Origin of the sequence: Prosthecobacter dejongeii (genome assembly GCF_014203045.1) — a bacterium.
Lineage (GTDB): Bacteria > Verrucomicrobiota > Verrucomicrobiia > Verrucomicrobiales > Verrucomicrobiaceae > Prosthecobacter > Prosthecobacter dejongeii.
In genome coordinates this window covers 398,191-414,764 of record NZ_JACHIF010000004.1, presented here as the reverse complement: position 1 = coordinate 414,764, position 16,574 = coordinate 398,191, and the positions used below count along the sequence as shown (strand labels likewise).

At 56.2% G+C, this 16,574-nt stretch carries 18 protein-coding genes, 1 pseudogene and 1 riboswitch; of the genes and pseudogenes, 11 read left to right on the top strand and 8 right to left on the bottom strand.

Annotated elements, in window-relative coordinates:
* Positions 1–373 precede the first annotated feature (373 nt).
* Positions 374–1,822 carry a neutral/alkaline non-lysosomal ceramidase N-terminal domain-containing protein gene (locus HNQ64_RS12345; protein WP_184208955.1) on the top strand — a complete coding sequence of 483 codons (1,449 nt, stop codon included), beginning with the start codon at positions 374–376 and terminating at the stop codon, positions 1,820–1,822.
* 90 nt (positions 1,823–1,912) lie between these two features.
* Here HNQ64_RS12345 and HNQ64_RS12340 read toward each other — a convergent pair whose 3' ends face one another.
* Positions 1,913–3,280, bottom strand: a complete 1,368-nt coding sequence (locus HNQ64_RS12340; protein ID WP_184208953.1) for a PEP-CTERM sorting domain-containing protein — start codon at positions 3,278–3,280, stop codon at positions 1,913–1,915.
* 129 nt (positions 3,281–3,409) lie between these two features.
* Positions 3,410–3,519, top strand: a riboswitch (TPP riboswitch).
* Positions 3,520–3,637: 118 nt separating this feature from the next.
* On the opposite strand from HNQ64_RS12340, the gene thiC reads away from it, so the two are divergent.
* The 6 genes and pseudogenes from thiC (at position 3,638) to HNQ64_RS12310 (ending at position 8,640) form a co-directional block, all read left to right on the top strand.
* Positions 3,638–5,602 carry a phosphomethylpyrimidine synthase ThiC gene (gene thiC / locus HNQ64_RS12335; protein ID WP_184208951.1) on the top strand — a complete coding sequence of 655 codons (1,965 nt, stop codon included), beginning with the start codon at positions 3,638–3,640 and terminating at the stop codon, positions 5,600–5,602.
* A gap of 166 nt (positions 5,603–5,768) precedes the next feature.
* Positions 5,769–6,170 (top strand): Zeta toxin family protein, encoded by a 402-nt coding sequence (locus tag HNQ64_RS12330; RefSeq protein WP_184208949.1) that lies wholly within the window; start codon positions 5,769–5,771, stop codon positions 6,168–6,170.
* A complete protein-coding gene (locus tag HNQ64_RS12325) occupies positions 6,167–6,346 on the top strand; it encodes a hypothetical protein (RefSeq protein WP_184208947.1) in 180 nt (59 codons plus the stop codon). The genes HNQ64_RS12330 and HNQ64_RS12325 overlap by 4 nt, the downstream gene beginning before the upstream one ends.
* Before the next feature lie 73 nt (positions 6,347–6,419).
* Positions 6,420–6,920, top strand: a pseudogene (locus HNQ64_RS12320) (phosphomethylpyrimidine synthase ThiC); the annotation flags it as partial.
* Positions 6,921–6,972: 52 nt separating this feature from the next.
* Positions 6,973–7,494 (top strand): hypothetical protein, encoded by a 522-nt coding sequence (locus HNQ64_RS12315; protein ID WP_184208943.1) that lies wholly within the window; start codon positions 6,973–6,975, stop codon positions 7,492–7,494.
* 9 nt (positions 7,495–7,503) lie between these two features.
* On the top strand, positions 7,504–8,640 hold the full coding sequence (locus tag HNQ64_RS12310; RefSeq protein ID WP_184208941.1) for a transposase: 1,137 nt from the start codon (positions 7,504–7,506) through the stop codon (positions 8,638–8,640).
* Between the two features lie 953 nt (positions 8,641–9,593).
* On the opposite strand, the gene HNQ64_RS12300 is transcribed toward HNQ64_RS12310, so the two are convergent.
* On the bottom strand, positions 9,594–9,884 hold the full coding sequence (locus HNQ64_RS12300) for a hypothetical protein (RefSeq protein WP_184208937.1): 291 nt from the start codon (positions 9,882–9,884) through the stop codon (positions 9,594–9,596).
* Positions 9,885–9,957: 73 nt separating this feature from the next.
* Complete coding sequence (locus HNQ64_RS12295; RefSeq protein WP_184208935.1) at positions 9,958–10,410, bottom strand: TIGR02594 family protein; 453 nt, start codon at positions 10,408–10,410, stop codon at positions 9,958–9,960.
* 58 nt (positions 10,411–10,468) lie between these two features.
* Here HNQ64_RS12295 and HNQ64_RS12290 point away from each other — a divergent pair, with 58 nt between their 5' ends.
* Complete coding sequence (locus HNQ64_RS12290) at positions 10,469–11,011, top strand: hypothetical protein (RefSeq protein WP_184208933.1); 543 nt, start codon at positions 10,469–10,471, stop codon at positions 11,009–11,011.
* A gap of 9 nt (positions 11,012–11,020) precedes the next feature.
* Here the strand turns inward: HNQ64_RS12290 and HNQ64_RS12285 are convergent, their stop codons facing one another.
* Positions 11,021–11,353, bottom strand: a complete 333-nt coding sequence (locus HNQ64_RS12285) for a hypothetical protein (RefSeq protein WP_184208931.1) — start codon at positions 11,351–11,353, stop codon at positions 11,021–11,023.
* A gap of 617 nt (positions 11,354–11,970) precedes the next feature.
* Here HNQ64_RS12285 and HNQ64_RS12280 point away from each other — a divergent pair.
* Together HNQ64_RS12280 and HNQ64_RS12275 are read left to right on the top strand one after the other, a co-directional pair.
* Entirely contained in the window at positions 11,971–12,396 is a 426-nt protein-coding gene (locus HNQ64_RS12280; RefSeq protein ID WP_184208929.1) for a hypothetical protein, read from the top strand.
* A gap of 7 nt (positions 12,397–12,403) precedes the next feature.
* A complete protein-coding gene (locus HNQ64_RS12275; protein ID WP_184208927.1) occupies positions 12,404–13,027 on the top strand; it encodes an SOS response-associated peptidase in 624 nt (207 codons plus the stop codon).
* 60 nt (positions 13,028–13,087) lie between these two features.
* On the opposite strand, the gene HNQ64_RS12270 is transcribed toward HNQ64_RS12275, so the two are convergent.
* Positions 13,088–13,273 carry a hypothetical protein gene (locus HNQ64_RS12270; protein ID WP_184208925.1) on the bottom strand — a complete coding sequence of 62 codons (186 nt, stop codon included), beginning with the start codon at positions 13,271–13,273 and terminating at the stop codon, positions 13,088–13,090.
* 60 nt (positions 13,274–13,333) lie between these two features.
* Here HNQ64_RS12270 and HNQ64_RS12265 point away from each other — a divergent pair, with 60 nt between their 5' ends.
* Positions 13,334–13,966 carry a hypothetical protein gene (locus HNQ64_RS12265; protein ID WP_184208923.1) on the top strand — a complete coding sequence of 211 codons (633 nt, stop codon included), beginning with the start codon at positions 13,334–13,336 and terminating at the stop codon, positions 13,964–13,966.
* On the opposite strand, the gene HNQ64_RS12260 is transcribed toward HNQ64_RS12265, so the two are convergent.
* From HNQ64_RS12260 to HNQ64_RS12250, 3 genes are read right to left on the bottom strand one after another with little or no spacing between them, the layout of a single operon-like run.
* The gene (locus HNQ64_RS12260) at positions 13,929–14,348 is read right to left on the bottom strand and encodes a hypothetical protein (RefSeq protein WP_184208922.1); all 420 of its coding nucleotides are present in this window, start codon (positions 14,346–14,348) and stop codon (positions 13,929–13,931) included. The two genes, HNQ64_RS12265 and HNQ64_RS12260, sit on opposite strands and share 38 nt — an antisense overlap.
* 31 nt (positions 14,349–14,379) lie before the next feature.
* The gene (locus tag HNQ64_RS23815; protein WP_221305434.1) at positions 14,380–15,864 is read right to left on the bottom strand and encodes a hypothetical protein; all 1,485 of its coding nucleotides are present in this window, start codon (positions 15,862–15,864) and stop codon (positions 14,380–14,382) included.
* Positions 15,861–16,556 carry a hypothetical protein gene (locus HNQ64_RS12250; protein WP_184208920.1) on the bottom strand — a complete coding sequence of 232 codons (696 nt, stop codon included), beginning with the start codon at positions 16,554–16,556 and terminating at the stop codon, positions 15,861–15,863. Before HNQ64_RS12250 ends, HNQ64_RS23815 begins: the two co-directional genes overlap by 4 nt.
* Positions 16,557–16,574 lie beyond the last annotated feature (18 nt).

Genomic DNA, 16,574 nt, shown 5'->3' with positions numbered 1-16,574 from the left:
CTGCGGTGTCAAACACCAGCGCACGACAAGTCTCAGACGGGGGGTTGGTTGAACTCAGGGAAGGCCCTTAAAATCAGCATTTTCAAAGAGGAGACGGCTGCGAGTAAAGATTTTTTTCGATTCCAAACAAAAATATTCCAAAAGATATGTAACCTAACTTTACCGCCCTACGCCTAACGGCTTATTCTCAAAAATGAGTTCCTTGCGAAGCAAAGTCCGAAACCTCCGGATTCTCATACGTCATGCAAATTGCACCTGCTCAGCACGATATGACAAACTCATATCGGTATTTTTAATTCCTCTTTATAACCGAATGTCTCATTCCTACCGAGTCACGCATTTTGTTCAGTTACAGCGGCGTTGGTGTGAATCTATGCGCCGTCGTTTTTTCTCAGGTTGTCTTGCCGCCCTAATTTTGACCGGAGCTTCAGCACATGCGGAATTCCGCGCGGGAGCTTTTGCGCAGGACATCTCGCCCAACCAGTTTCCGACGCCAGTGAATGGCGGCATGAAAGGAAATTTCGCTCAAGGCATTACCGATCCCATGCATGCTCGCTGCTTAGCGTTACACGATGGCAGACGCGCCTTGGTCTATGTGGTGGTAGATGCCTGCATGATTCCTCGCGAGATCTGCGAAGAAGCCAAAATCCTAGCCAGTCAGGCAACCAAGATACCTACGGCTCACATCCTCATCTCCGCCACCCACACTCACTCAGCAGCCACTTTGGCGGGAGTCTTCCAGAGTGACCCAGATCCTGAATACATCAAAACCGTAGCCCCGCGCATTGCTGCTGGAATCGCTCAGGCGGTGAAAAATCTAGAACCTGCCGAGTTTGGTTGGGCCTTCGGCAGTGACCCCGCCCACGTCTTCAATCGTCGCTGGCACATGAAAGAAGGCCAGTACTATGAGAACCCCTTTGGCATCACCACCGACCGGGCAAAGATGAATCCCGGTAACGTCAGCACCAGTGTTTCCGTCCCTACTTCCGCCGTGGATCAAGATGTCGCCGTCATGGCTGTCCGCTCTGTAGCGGATCAACGCCCCATCGGAGTTTTAGCCAATTACAGCCTGCATTACGTGGGTGGAAATACGGCCATCAGTGCAGATTACTTTGGCGCATTTGCCCGTGAGATCGCCACTCGACTCGGTGCGGGCGATTCCCGTTATGCAGGGAAACCCGCCTTTGTCGGCATTCTCTCCAATGGCACGAGCGGCAACATCAACAACATCAACTTCGGCTCTTCCATTCGTTACAAACGCAATCCCGGTGAGCAAATCAACATCGTCGCCCGCAGCGTAGCCGATGCGGCCGTCGGAGCCTATGAAACCATCAAATGGGAAAAAGAAGCCCCACTGGATTCAGAAGAAACAGACATCCAGTTAGGCGTGCGCAAAGGCACCGCACAAGACCTCTCTCAGGCGAAAGAGTGGCTGGCCACCATCCCCAAAGACAAGGATGGTCAGTGGGGCGATAAAAAAGCCATCTATGCCCGTGAAACCGTGCTCCTGGCTGATTATCCTGATACCGTCCCGGTCAAGCTTCAAGCGCACCGCATCGGCACCCTCAGCGTGGCCGCCATCCCATGCGAGGTTTTTGTCCAGATTGGTCTTCGTTTGAAACAAACCACCCCTTTTGCCCGCCACTTCACTATCTCCCTGGCCAATGGCTACAATGGTTATCTCCCGACCGAAGAAGACCACGCCATGGGCGGATATGAAACCTGGCGCGCCCGCAGCAGCTACCTGGAAGTCCCCGCAGCTGCGAAGGTGACTGATAAGCTTGAAGACATGCTCAGCGCACTCAAACGCCGCGCTCAGTGAGCCTACACCTAACCAAGGATGCGACTGCTTTCGAGAAGACTGGATTCCACTGAAAACGAAACTCCCAGCACCGTCGAGTCTTCCTCCCCTTCAGCGTCGCCGCCGCATCGCCCACATCACACCGCCCACCAGCACCAGCATCAGGCCAGAGGGTTCAGGCACGGGAGCAAAGTAATTGTTCACCACATAGCCCCCCACCGCAGCACCCGCTGTGGCTGCATCGGTGTGTCCCGTGCCGTAGCTTACGCCACCCCAGATCTGGCTCAGCCCCGCCTCCTCTGCCGCTTGGCTAAAGGAGTTATACATTCGTGTCATATCCGCCACGCCGTCACCATCCACGTCACTGCCCAGCATGAAGGCCACATCATCGCCTAAAAACTCTGCCAACACCCGGGCTGCCGCCGCACTCAGGGCACTCTGCTCAGAAAAATAGGCAGGTGAGTTTAGCTCTGCCAGCAAGGCCGTCCAGCCAGCATCGCCCAGGGTATCCAGATTGCCATCCGCCGCCCCGTTCACGATCGCCTGCAGCGGGCTCCAAAAGTCCACATCATATTTCGTATCCCAGGTCACGATGGCCGCATCCGCCATCGCCACATTCAGCGCAGCAAACAGGCGCGCACTCTCTTGCAGGCTTAGGCCCTCACTCGCGGCCACCGTTTGCGCCACTTGATTCCACAGCCCCGCCGTCGTCCCTGTCCCAGCCGCCGCAGCCCAGAAAAAGGCCGCATTGAGTTGGTCCGTCGTTCGCGTGCCACTGCTGCTTGCGCCCAGTTCCTTCACCTGATTGTAGTCCGCTGCATACTGGGCCGATTGAATGTAGGTCTCGATGGTCGCGGGCAGGTTACCATTGTAAGCCGCCGTGCTCGGGATGCCAAAGGTCGTCACCGCCCCCCACCCCGGCAGCACCTCCCCATTCGGCACCGTCGGCTGCCAGTGCCCAACCGTTCCTGTAGGTGAATACAAGGCCGTGTTTGAAGCCGCGTTGGAGTTATCTCCCGCCCGCCAGTTCAGCATACCATTACCCACCACCGTGCCAAAGTCCATCCCATCCACCCGCGCTTGATCATCCGCCAAGCCACTCAGTTGAGCCGAATACAGCGCGGCAAAGTCTCCCGTCAGGCTGGGGTACAGACCTTGCAGTACCGTGAAGGCCGCTGCCGCTGCTGCCGCATCCATGGAGGCCCCATCCAGCGCCGTTTCCCCAGGTCCCGTGTAACTGCCGCTGGCGTAAAGATTGTGATCTCCTGCGATGCCCTCCACAGCATTGTAGATCGCCGCATTCAGCATCGCCAAAGTTCGCGAGGCATCCGGCCCCGCTTGCGCATCCCCACGGATGGCCATCAGCGCCTGCGCATTCCAGTCGCTGATCAAGTCCGCCCGCGATGCCACTGTGCAGATGGCGAGGCACACGCCTACCAACCAGCCAGCTCGAAGGAAAGAGGAAGAACGCGGCATCATTAATGAGAGTATTTTGCCCTTTGGACATCTTTATTTCAAGCAAAAATTAGAAATACCATAACAACCTTACAGTTTATCTCTCCCGAAATACGCTTTGACGAAACCTCCCCCCGTCCGGTATATCCTTCCCTGTTACGACAGGGGCGTCCCATTGCAGGGGCTGAGATCTCGCCAGCGCGGGAAACCCTCCGAACCTGATTGCGGGTCATGCCGCCGAAGGGAGTCGCTCGGAGGTATCTCAGTGCTTGGCAAAGAAGCCCACGTCCCCTCGCTACTGCGCCCATTTTTTCTAATCCACTGCCAACAACCGCAAACAAGGCCATCCATGGCCAACGTTTGCTCCGCAAACTCCTCCTCATGATCGCCTCCAAAGACTCCTTCGAACCTCACTCCAGCGAGCAACTCCCCGCCTCTTCCCGCGTTTACGTCCAGGGCCAGATCCACCCCGACATCCGCGTCCCCATGCGCGAAATCAAGCTCAGCCCCACGAAGGCCTTCAACGGCCAGATCGAAGAAAACGCCCCCGTTCGTGTCTATGACACCTCCGGCCCCTGGGGCGATCCCGACTACAAAGGCACCGTCGAAACCGGCCTCCCTGCCCTCCGCAAACCCTGGATCGAAGCCCGTGGCGACGTCGCCCCCTATGAAGGCCGCGCCGTCGAGCCCCGCGACAACGGCTACCTCACCGAAAACCACGCCGAATACGCCGCCGCCAAGCGCGAAGGCCTCCTCAGCCCTCTCAAGGCCCCCATCAACGCCCAGCGCCAGCCTCTCAAGGCCAGCAAAGGCACCCCCGTCACCCAGCTCCACTACGCACGCCAGGGCATCATCACCCCGGAGATGGAGTTCATCGCCATCCGCGAAAACATGCGCCGCGCCCAGATCGCCGATCTCACGGACGACATCCTGCGCAACCGCCTGGACAAACAGCACGTCGGCTCCGCCCAGGCCCAGACCGCCTACACTCCCGGCATCTTCAATCGTTTCCCGCAAAGGATTCCCAACGAAATCACCGCCGAGTTCGTCCGCTCCGAGGTCGCCGCAGGCCGCGCCATCATCCCGGCCAATATCAATCACCCCGAGCTTGAGCCCATGATCATCGGGCGCAACTTCCTCGTCAAAATCAATGCCAACATCGGCAACAGCGCCGTCGCCTCATCCATCGAGGAAGAAGTCGAAAAAATGCGCTGGGCCACCAAATGGGGCGGCGATACCGTCATGGATCTCTCCACTGGCAAAAACATCCACGCCACCCGCGAGTGGATCCTGCGGAACTCCCCCGTGCCCATCGGCACCGTGCCCATCTACCAGGCCCTCGAAAAAGTGAACGGCAAGGCCGAGGACCTCACCTGGGAGCTTTTCCGGGACACCCTCATCGAGCAGGCCGAGCAGGGCGTGGACTACTTCACCATCCACGCCGGCGTCCTCCTCCGCTTCGTCCCCCTCACCGCCTCCCGCATGACCGGCATCGTCTCCCGCGGCGGCTCCATCATGGCCAAGTGGTGCCTCGCCCACCACAAGGAAAACTTCCTCTACACCCACTGGGATGACATCTGCGACATCATGGCCGCCTATGACGTCTCCTTCTCCATTGGCGACGGCCTCCGCCCCGGCTCCATCGCCGATGCCAACGACAAAGCCCAGTTCGGCGAACTCGAAGTCCAGGGCGAGCTCACCAAGCGCGCTTGGGCCAAAGGCGTCCAGGTCATGAACGAAGGCCCCGGCCACGTCCCCATGCACATGATCGAGGAAAACATGGCCAAGCAGCTCGAATGGTGCCACGAGGCCCCCTTCTACACCCTTGGGCCTCTCACCACCGACATCGCACCCGGCTACGACCACATCACCAGCGGCATCGGTGCCGCCATGATCGGCTGGTATGGCTGCGCCATGCTCTGCTACGTCACGCCCAAGGAACACCTCGGCCTACCTAACAAAGAGGACGTCAAAGCCGGCGTCATCACCTACAAACTCGCCGCCCACGCCGCCGACCTCGCCAAAGGCCACCCCGGTGCCCAATACCGCGACAACGCCCTGTCCAAGGCCCGCTTCGAATTCCGCTGGGAAGACCAGTTCAACCTGTCTCTCGATCCCGTCACCGCCCGCGAATACCACGACGAAACCCTCCCCCAAGACGGCGCCAAGTCCGCCCACTTCTGCTCCATGTGCGGCCCCCACTTCTGCTCCATGAAGATCACCGAGGACGTCCGCAAATACGCCGCCGAAAACGGCATGACCGACGACGAGGCCCTGAAAGCCGGGATGGATGAGAAGTCGAAGGAGTTTGTGGAAAAGGGCGCTGAGGTTTATCAGCCAGCCTAAATGCCCTTCACTAAGATGGACTCTCCCACCCTCCATCTTTTGCAGGTTGTAATGGTGCGGGCAAAACTACTTTGCCCGCGCCTACCTCAGTCAATTTCCTTCGCCTCCCCGGTTTCTCAATGCCGATGAAATCGCAAGGGGCCTTTCTCCATTGGATCCTGCCTCCATGGCCATCAAAGCAGGTAAACTCCTGCTGCATGAGATCGAAGGTTGTCTCTCTGCTGGCCAGTCATTCGGGCTGGAGAGCACTCTGAGTGGGCAGGGCCATGTCCGTTTGCTAGAGCGCGCCCAGGCCTTCGGTTTTCAGATCGAGATTCATTTCCTCTGGATTCCCTCTCCCACCCTGGCCATTCGCAGGATTGCTCGGCGAGTCAGGAAAGGCGGTCATGCCATACCTTCCAGCGATGTCCACCGTCGCTATTCGCGCAGCCTGGAAAACTTCGCTCACATCTATGCACCGCTGGCTGGGACCTGGCTTCTATGGGACAACACAGCAAAACCTCCCCGCTTGCTACTGCATTCAGGTCAGGCTAGTCTTATTGAGTTGCAAAGCCAGCTTCTGCCATGAAATCGGTTCCAAAAGTCATCCCACCCATCCATGGTGATCTCATGGCCGTTCAACGTGGCCTCGCTGCGGCTAAGATCATGGCCCGAAACCTCACCGCAGAACACAAACGCTGGCAAATGCCCCTGCTGACTTGGAAACAAGGCCAAGTGATTAAAGTCAGAGTCTCAGGGCGTTGACATCAAAGGATATTCCTCAAAAAAACATCTTACTAAGGCTTTCGTGATGCACCTTCTTCCTGGCAAAACGTGCTGCTACGTCACACCCAAGGAGCACCTCGGCCTGCCAAATAAAGACGACGTCAAAGTCGGTGTCATCACGTATAAACTCGCCGCCCACGCCGCCAAAGGCCACCCCAGAGCCCAATACCGCCACAACGTCCTCTCCAAGGCCCGCTTTGAACCGAGCTGGATGGCGGACGGCGAGTTAGACAGGCTGCAAGCCTGCCCGCAGGGCGATCTCGCCGAGAGGCGAAGAGATCGTCAATTCCGCTGGGAAGACCAGTTCAACCTCGCCCTCGACCCCATCACCGCCCGCGAATACCACGACGAAACATTGCCCCAGGACGGCGCAAAGTCGGCTCACTTCTGCTCCATGTGCGGCCCCCATTTCTGCTCCATGAAGATCACCGAGGACGTCCGCAAATACGCCGCCGAACAGGCCATCTCCGAGGAAGAAGCGCTTCAGCGTGGGATGGCGGAGAAGTCGAAGGAGTTCGTGGAAGCAGGAGCGGAGGTTTTCGCGAAGGCGTGAGCGCGGGCATCTCAGTTACATCCATAACGGCTCCGATAACCTTCGCTGCATCATGTTCTTCTATCATGATACCCATGAAAACCGGCGACGACTCTCGCTTGGAATATGTAGATGCTCATCGAGTGGCCCGACCTTTGACTTAAAGAGTCTTATTAATGAAGGACGAATTAAGGATCCGCATAACAAAGCTGTGAACTTAACGACGCCTGATGTACGTATTCTCAGATCTGACCCTGAGCCGGAAGGCAGTGGATACGGGAAGACCTTTATATTTGCAGTTAACTCCGATCATGAAATCAGGATTGCACTTGATAGTGACCGCTCAGTGGTCGGCTCGGTAAAACATGAGACGCTTTTTCATAACGCAGATGTTTTGGCTGCTGGCGAGATTGCCATTCGTGATGGCATCATTACCCGAATAAACGACATTTCAGGCAGCTATGTCACTGATGGCGCGCTAGAGGCAAAGCCAAGTTTCTCAGTTGCTGTATTGAAGGCATTCAATCTTCAAAAAAGATGCCACAAAAAAGATGCCAGGCAAACAGTGCTTGTAATTACACCTTTTCTGCTATAACCTCATCCCATGAAAACCGCCCGAACCCTTGATCCTCAAGCCGATCTGCTTGAGCAGCAGCTCATCGGCATCAATGCCAAAACCGCCCCCTACCCTGCCGCGCGGTCCTGGTCCGGTGGACGGCGGCGAATGGTCGGCAAGGGCGCTCTGGAAAGCTACACCTACCACGTCATGTCGCGCACTTGCGGCGGCGAGGTTTTCTTTGATGACATCGACAAGGAAGCCCTCAAGCGCTTGCTCTGGCGGTTGGCGGACTTTTCAGGGGTCAAGCTGGTCACCTACTGCATCATGGGAAATCACTTCCACGCGCTCGTCGAGGTACCGCGACGCGAGGTCTGGCTGGAGCGTTTTGCCGGACCCACTGGCGAGGAAAAGCTCTTCGAGCACTTGCGCCTACTTTACAGCAAAACCTACATCGCCTTTCTGCGCGAGCAGATCCATGAGCTGCGTCGCCTAGGCATGCATACCCTGGCCCAGGAGAAACTGGAGGCGATCAAGAAGCGCTTTTGTAACCTGTCCATCTACGTCAAAGAGGTCAAAGAAAGATTCAGCCGCTGGTTTAACAAAAGACGTGGCAGGCGCGGCACCTTGTGGATGGACCGTTTCAAAAGCGTGATGGTGGAAAGCGGCGGTGAAGCTCTGCGGACGATGGCCGCCTACATTGAGCTCAACCCCGTGCGAGCCAGCCTAGTAGATGATCCCAAAGACTATCGGTGGTGCGGGTATGGTGAGGCGGTAGGTGGCAGCCGGCGAGCCCAACGAGGCCTCTGCAAGGCCGTGGCCAAACCCGTGGACGGGTGGCAAAACGGCGGTGGAGCTGAGACGTATCGTTGCCTGCTACATGCGGACGGTCAGGAAGTGCGAGATGCGCAAAACGAAACCGTTGTTAGGCCTGGCATGACTGCGGACAAAGCCCGGCAGGTACTAGCCGAGAAAGGCAAGCTGAGTCCAGCAGAACTGGTGCGACTACGCGTGCGCTACTTCACCGATGGGCTGGTGCTAGGCAGCCAAGAGTTCGTGGAAAGTGTGTTTACAGAGAATCGAAATCTCTTTGGACCAAAAAGAAAAGATGGAGCCCGGAGACTGCGCGAATGCAGTGGCAACCTCTTTTCCCTGCGACGATTAAGACTGCAAGCGGTGGGGTAAGCAGGGAGCTGAAGGAAGGTGGAGAGAAGAAGACGCCCTCTGTGGCCAGGTCATCCTCGACGTTTATGGAACGATAATGAGATGGCTACAATGGCGTCATGAAACCAGACGCGGCGCAACGCATCCCTAGCTGTTAGTTAACGTCAGAAAAAAACCACTGAAGCATGCATCGCAGGCTTGGGCGTGAGACTTCCCGCCAAGGGCCTGGACTTCCTATACTCGTTGAAGGTGAGGCTCGCTTTTGTCGGTTCCATCTCAACCGTGCAGGCAACACCCATGGCCACCAGGAGGCGCGGACTTCTTCAAGCTCGACATCCACCCTCGCGAGGTTGCCTAGGAAAAAATTTCCGCTTTTACATTGCCAGAGCTTAGAGCTTGGCGATTAGTCTTCGATGGCTCGATTAAGCTACACTCACGGTTTTGATCTGATCTTCAAATTGCTTCTTCTCGGATTGCTCTTCACCCTCTTTGTCTATACAGGCGACTTCGTGACTTACCATCGTGAAGACTTGAAACCTTATGGCATCACCGGGGATTGGGTCGATTTACTGGCTGTTTTGTCATCTCTGCTTCTTGCAGCTGGCGTGGTTTACATATTGAGACGTACACCTCTGCCACTGGTGCCAGCCTTTTTATACGTCCGGTGGTCGTTGCGAACCCCCATCCGATGGGCAGAAGTGCACCAGATCGCATTTCTTTTTGTGCCCTCGCAAGACGGAACATGGCATACGCTTCAACATCTGAGGAAACTTCCTCAAGATCAACGGCGTGACGCGCTTTTCAAACTAGCAGCCACGCTTCGCTAACGTCCAAGCATGTAAGGTGCTCGAAAACGGGGTGGCGGAGAGGGTGGGATTCGAAGCCTCCTAGTAATCCCTATTTTAAAAGCCTTTGGAGCCCTATTTTTGATTTACACCAACTCTACACTAAAAGTTTGTGTAGAATCCCCTGCCCTACAGGCAGGCTTTGATCAGGGCTAGCAGACCGGGGAGGGGCATGCTGGCGCTCATGTTTTGGCTGCTCCATTCGACGCTTTGGCTGTTGCGGCCATCCAATTTCAGGAGGCTCGTGGTCTGAGGCTTCGGTTCACCGTCATAGTCGAGAGTGACTCGGAGGGCGGTATGACCTTCGTCGTTTTTGAGGTCTAGGATCCGGCAGTCTTTGCTGTCCCAGCGACCTGGAGCAAAACCCAAAATCACAAGTTCGTTGAGCAGTTCTTCGGGGGCGTTTTGGGCTGTCTTCATTGTGAAAACACTATGGTCTAACAATGAAGTATATCAACGTTTACCAGACCTTTTTAGCAGATAGTTTCAGGCTTTAACTCAGCCTCCTGACATGCGTAATCCGTGAAATCGGGAAAGGTGCGATGCTCACGCTGTCCGCCTGGTTGCCACCCAAACAGTAAGCGGTGCGGCCCTCGATGCGGTCCAGAAGGCAGACGTGATTTCCCCCAGGCCTGGTCATCACGATGGTGTCCCCTCTCTGCCATGTCTGGGGCTTTTTCAGATCCACAGCTTTTCCCCAGGTACCCCATTCGGCAGCGCGGTAGTGCTCAGGTGGCACGCCGGTGGCGGTCTCAAGGCCCACGCCCCCTCTGAAGCATCCACACCAGGCGGTCTTACTGTCATCGCCATTTAGCCAGGTCGCTGCTTCCTTGATCCAGGCTTTGATCTTTGGGTTGCTCCCAGCTCCTGGCACTTCTTTCGTGCCGAGATATCTGAGGGCGGCGGCAAAGAGACGGGCAGAGGAAGAGGGAGGCGAAGTGCTCATGCTTCCTTTGCCATGTCAATCCAGCGCAGGAGAAATGAGGTGAGCTTCCTCAACTGGCATGCTAGTTTTTCTGATGCGCTTAATCTTACTCGCTGTTTTCAGTGTCCTCATCAGCTCAACGAATGCAGAGGAATTCGTCACTTTGATGGCTCCCGCCACGCCAGTAAATTCCTTCAGCGAGTCGGTGATTTTAAAAGCAGGCGACTGCTCTCGCATCCTCTACACGGGCTATGATACTGAAGGGGTTACGTCCAGTGGGGTCACTGTTGAAGTGACCATCGGCCAGTCTGTCTTCGGTTATCCATTAAGTGGGGCTACAGCCACGCTGGTCATAGCAGGCCCAGCAACTCTACGACTTAAAAAAAACTCTCCATTCTCACCAGCTGCCGGGTTGGTCACACTGGGAATCACCCGCGCCTTGACTGCTGAAAATGCAGTTCCTTCCAACGCGGTCGTCATTCCCAATGACGCAACGGGGCAATTCCAGGTGATTCTGGAATCCAGCACCGATATGATCACTTGGACTGCTGCCCTTCCAGGCACCTATGGAGGAAGCACCGAAAAGCGTTTTTTCCGCACTCGTATCCAGCGCACCCCGTAAGGCCCAGCATCACAGCTTGCGAGCGGCCTCGACTCGCTTGGCGGCCTCCTCAGCGATGCGCAGGGTGACTGGGCCGATCCAGCCGTCTTGCTTCGCTCCAATCGCAGCCTGTAGCTGCGCAGCTCGGCGGGTCTGGTAAGCCTGGATCCTGGAGGTGACCAGCCACACGCCCGTAGCCACCAGGCCAAAAGTAAGCTTCTCCAGCACATCACTCGGGATCTCGATCCCGAGGGTCGCTAGCCACGTCACAAGAGCGCCAAGCGCTCCACCGACGAGCCACTGAACAAGCATGCCGATCCGAGAATGCACAGCCTGGAGAAAAAGGGTGATGATTGCGTCCATGCCGCTAAGGGCATGTCAATTTTGTAAGGATTGCCACAAGATCGACAATCAACCTTGCGGCCTGTAGGCCCGAAGTCATCATCTCCATCCAATGCTTTTTACTTTTGGCTTTTTTTCTCTTACTAGCGCGGGGCTTGGCTTTGGGTTTCGGTTTCATATCGTTCCTGGATTTACACTTTTTCTCGGGAGGACTGGCGGCGGCGTGGGATGAAATTTTTGAGGTTCTGCACAGCGGAAAATTTGTCTTGGGCAGTTGGTGGTTAGCATCTGTTCCAAAATCACCCTCGCTCGTTGCCTTCTGGAGGTCCAAGTGCCGGTGGTGCCAGAGTTCCGGGCCATCTGATTCTGATTTAGTGGGATTCATGGGAATATTCTGAGTGGGTTTTTCGGTTTAATCACAGGACCCTTGGTGCCGTTGGTGCACGGCTCGGCTTGGATTTAGATTATGTTCCCGCCTTTTCGGCCGCTTGGCTTGTGGAGTTGGTTGATTAGACACGCCTCATTTTGACTTGGGCCTCGAGGTATTTCACCTGACCCAAAGCTCCCTTCGCTCACCCGCACTCCCTTCCCTCTTCGTACTTGACCCGTAAAAGAGTACTGTTCATACGTTCAGTATTATGGATTTCAAAACCGATGGCGGCGAAGTGCGCAGCACGGACTACTTCAGCTCAGGTGAGCGGCTGAAAGGCCGCGCCTGGCTCATGGTCATCCACACCACGTGGCACTTCTTTTTGCCGCAGACCTGCGGCGCTGGGGTGAAATTGGCCCAGGTGTATCCTATTGAAGCCGAGGAAGAACCAGAGGGGTGGATGTGGTGCCTGGATCTCGATGGCGTTACTTATCCCCTGCCTCTTCGGCAGATCCAGGGGCCCCGGCCCCGCCTGCCCGATCTCGGCCAGGTGCTTCGGCGTAGCTGCCTCCTCCACACCGATTATTGCGCCAAGCTAGGCCCGTGGTTCTTTGGAGCCATCCAGGTGGGCATGCAATCTCACGGCCGCACGCTTTACGTGGCCCGTGATCGGCGGCTGAAAATCGTATCCTGATACCCCCATGTGCAACCGTTACCATTACTCAGGCCGTGACATTTCCCGCATCGTGGAGAGGCTCCGCGTCTATCCCATAGCCCAGGAGCCGACTGACATCTGGCCCAGCAAACCCGCGCCGGTGTTGTTGCAGCGCCACGATCATCACGCGGCCATCGAGATGATGCCCTGGGGCATCCAGCCGGACTGGCAACGCTCCTTGCTGCTCTTTGCTCGATTCGAGACGGCCGCGATCAAGCAGAGCTTTCGCATGGCCTACCGGATGCGTCGCTGCCTGGTGCTAGCCACCGGCTTCTGGGAGACGCGCTACTTTGAGAGCCCTGATCAACCCATGGTCATCGCAGGGATCTACGATAGCTGGTATGAGGGCCGCGACACGCCAAGCCACGGTTTTACCATGCTCAGTGCCCCCGCTACGCCAGCGGTGCAGCCCTATAATGACCGCATGCCGCTCATTCTGCCTGAGGAGGCCTGGCAAACTTGGCTGGATCCCATCAGCACCTTAGAGCAGCTAGCGCCCCTCATGCGCCCCTGGCAGGGCGAGCTTGTAACCAAAGATCAACCTACTCTCTCCCCGCCCCGGCCAATCGAGAAGCCCGATCCGACTGAGCAGCTTGAGTTGCAGTGGTGACAAAAAAAGCCCTGCCATCTCGCGAAGGCAGGGCTTGAGACCTAACTTGGATCCCGACCATCACGGTCGCACGTTGGTCACTTGCTTGGCGCTCGTGGCCAGGGGAGGCGGCTGAGGCTTCGGCGAAACGGTGAGGAAGTATCCGCTGCCGCTGGTGCCAGCGGCGTAGTCGAACTGTTTGGCGAGCTCGCAAGAGCTAAGGGCCGCTGCGAAGGTGAGGAGGCTGAGGAGCTTAAGTGCTTTCATGGCAACTGCGCGGAGGTGTCAAAAAGGTTTCTCCGCGCAATTTTACCAGTATAGCCCTATATGGATTTTGATCTCACACCAGAGCAAGTTCGGGAGTTTGCCTCTCAGCATCGAGATGCAACAAACTTCCTCTATGGGGCAGCTACCGATTATGCAATGTTCCGTTGCTGTATGTTAAACGGGCTCCCAGCCGGACTGCAGCTTGGAGCGACAACATGCGAGAAGTTCATGAAGGCTATGCTCTTGTTCAAAACGCCGATAAAGCCAAAGAAACTCTCTCATAATCTACGAATTATGCAGGAAAAACTATTCCATCAGCAGATTATTGACCTAACTCCATATAACGCAACAATCAATGGCCTTGAAGCTAATTACAACGGCCGATACCACGACAATGAAAATGGATCAAAAGCGTATTCAACTAAAGAGCTTGATAAGATCGACGATCTGATCTGCCATTTGAGTTCAAATCTGAATGCACCAAAAGAGCTTTTGGTCTTGGCAGGCTTAAGCGGCCGCCTCTACAACACACTTACCAAGACTGGCTTGGTCACACCAGACGAACACTGGATATTAAAGAAAAACAAATCCTTAGTGCCACTGCTACCAATAATGAGGCAAACTTTGAACGAGTGGATCGAATACTCCCAGTCCTTTATGGCAGATTCGGCTTCCCAATCCGATCCTCAATGAGCTTTCGCGTGACCGACTTATAATGGTCGGTTTGCTCTTTGGTGAGGCCTATCAAGACCGCCATGTCTTCGCGGTTGCCCCGAAGGGCGTCATTCATCTTTTCCTCGCGTGCCTCCACGTCTTTTTTGTGCTCGGCCCAGGTCTCAGCCATCTCCTTTTTATGCTCGGCCCAAGTCTCGGCCATTTCCTTTTTGTGATCGATGCCTTGCTGAAGGTAGAGCTTGCCGATGAAAACGACGGCAATCAGGAGCACAACCTTCATCGAAAGATCTTCCCAGCCTTTGTAGTCGCCGGAGATATCGGCGAGGATGGCACTAAAGCCGAGAGCCGAGGCGAGCATAAGCTTGATCTCAAAGGCGAGGTCGGAGAATTGAGGGAGCATGGTCTAACGAATGGTTGAACAATGATGGTACTTATTTAGCCACCCAGCCTGTGTTGCCGGTGCCTGACTCCTTGATGTAGAGAGTCGTTCCCGCGCCCCCATCCAGGCGGGTGTAAATTGAACCTACCTTTGCTGTGACGACCGACTCTGGACTGCCAAAACCTGACGACAAACTGACGCCGTCAGCAGTCGTGTGATATTCCATTTTACGGGCTGTTCCCGTGCCTCCAGCCTGGGGGATAATCTGCCCAACGGTGCCACTCCATCGGATGGCAATACGCTCGTAATTGGTGTTTGTGGTCGGGTCTGAGTCCGTTGTGCGATACACGCTAAAAGCCTGCGCATTTGATGAATTCCGCAGGCCCATCGCGCCAGCAGCATCACGCCTCAAGATGGTATCTGGGCTGCTAAACCAAAAGCCATCAGCGGTGAATCCAATGCCAAATTGGTTTCCCACATTGACCCCAAAAACGGAGTGCAAAGAGATAGCATCCGCAACGACAACATAATTAGCATTCAGTCTCGCAGCTCCACTACCTAGAGTCAGACTCGTGCCCGTAGCCTCACCAATGTCGGGGGTGACTAAAGCGGGTGTATTTGCAAACACTGCCGCACCGGTGCCGGTCTTATCCGTCAATGCACTGCGCAGATTGCTAGAAGATGGCGTCCCTAGAAAGGTCGCTATTCCACTCCCGAAATTTGTGATTCCTGTCCCTCCTTTGGCCACGCTCAAAGTGCCCCCAATGCTGGTCAGACTCAGCGCGCTCTGATCTACAGCGAGGGTAATGGTACCAGCTCCGTTTGTGACTGTGATTCCTGTACCACCCGTTAAGGTTGATCTAGCATAAATGCCACCGCTTGTCACCCCGATCAAAAGCTGCCCATTAGTCGGCGAGCCCGAGACCCCCGTGCCCCCTTTGCTAGTCGGGAGCGTGCCTGTGATGTAAGAGCCAGCCAAGCTATGCGTGTGGCTCGCTAGACTCACCGCCGAGGGCGAGCCTTCTAAAGACGTGGTATTGGCCCCGGCTGCTGTGCCGAGTTGCAAGTAGCTGCGAGCCGTTGGTTCATCTGCAAGCGTCAAAAAGCCTCTCCCGAAGCTGGTGGTCGTTAGAGCGGCGATGCTCGTGAGATTGGAGTTTGAAGGCTGATAACTTGAAAGGTCACTCAACAAGGCCACCGTGCCCGCGAGATCCCGCCAGGTGATCGTGCGGCCCGTGGTCAATGCGCCCGTGAAGGTCAGGGTGGCACCCGTGATCGTGCTTGCCACGTTGCTGAGCCCCCCGCCCCCGCCGCTCCCGAGGCCAATCAACGTGCTACCTTCCAGGGCCTGGATCGTCGCACCGCTGGCAATCACCAGAGTGCCGCCAGCGCCAATCGTGATCGTCTTGCCGGTGGGCACGTTGAAATTCTCAGTGAGCGCATCTGACTGGGTATTCTTTTTGAGCGTTTCTTCAGCGCCCATGGCGCATCCGCAAAGCATCGCGCCTAACCAAAGGTGTAACAGTGTTTTCATCATGCTTTTCTCTCCCAAAATTTCTCATTTGTGCCGCCTGCGTAGTCCGTGCCGCGCACGTAACCGATGCCGTCCGTGGCCGTGGTGCCAGACCGTAAAACCCAAAACTGCAGCTCCTCACCGATGAACAAAACCGCCACGGTGCCTGCTGGCAGAATAGCTGTGACCACGCTATCGAAGTCCGTGGGCTCTCCACCCGTGAGAGCGGTGATCGATAGGTAATGCCTCAGCGTCTTAGCCATCGCAGGCCCAGGTGACGCAGACTCCTCGCCGGTGATATAGCTATTGCAGATCGTCACCGGAAAGGGCAGCGACCGCCGAGGCGCATCCTCAGTCGCCAGCGTGAACTCAATCTGGGCCATCACGACGGACTGGTCTTTGCCTTCCATCCAAGCCGCAAGGCCCTCACTGGCCACCAGCGCCGAGAAGAGGTAACGTGTCGCCGCCCCGGCCCCTTGCTGCGTCCATTCAGCATCCACAAACAGAGCGAGAGATGCGTGCTGAAGCGGTTTTTTGAAAACGATCATCCCCGACACCGCCACATCCAGCTCTTGCGGAACCGCGCCACTCACAAACCCCACCCGAAGCGCCAGCGCCGTGCCTACGATGGCCCGCACGCTGGGCGCACTCGTGTCCACATTCCCGGCCTGCACCTGGCCTGTAGCGATGTCGATAAAGAGGGTTTGTGGATCCACTCTCCGCCAAGGATGTCA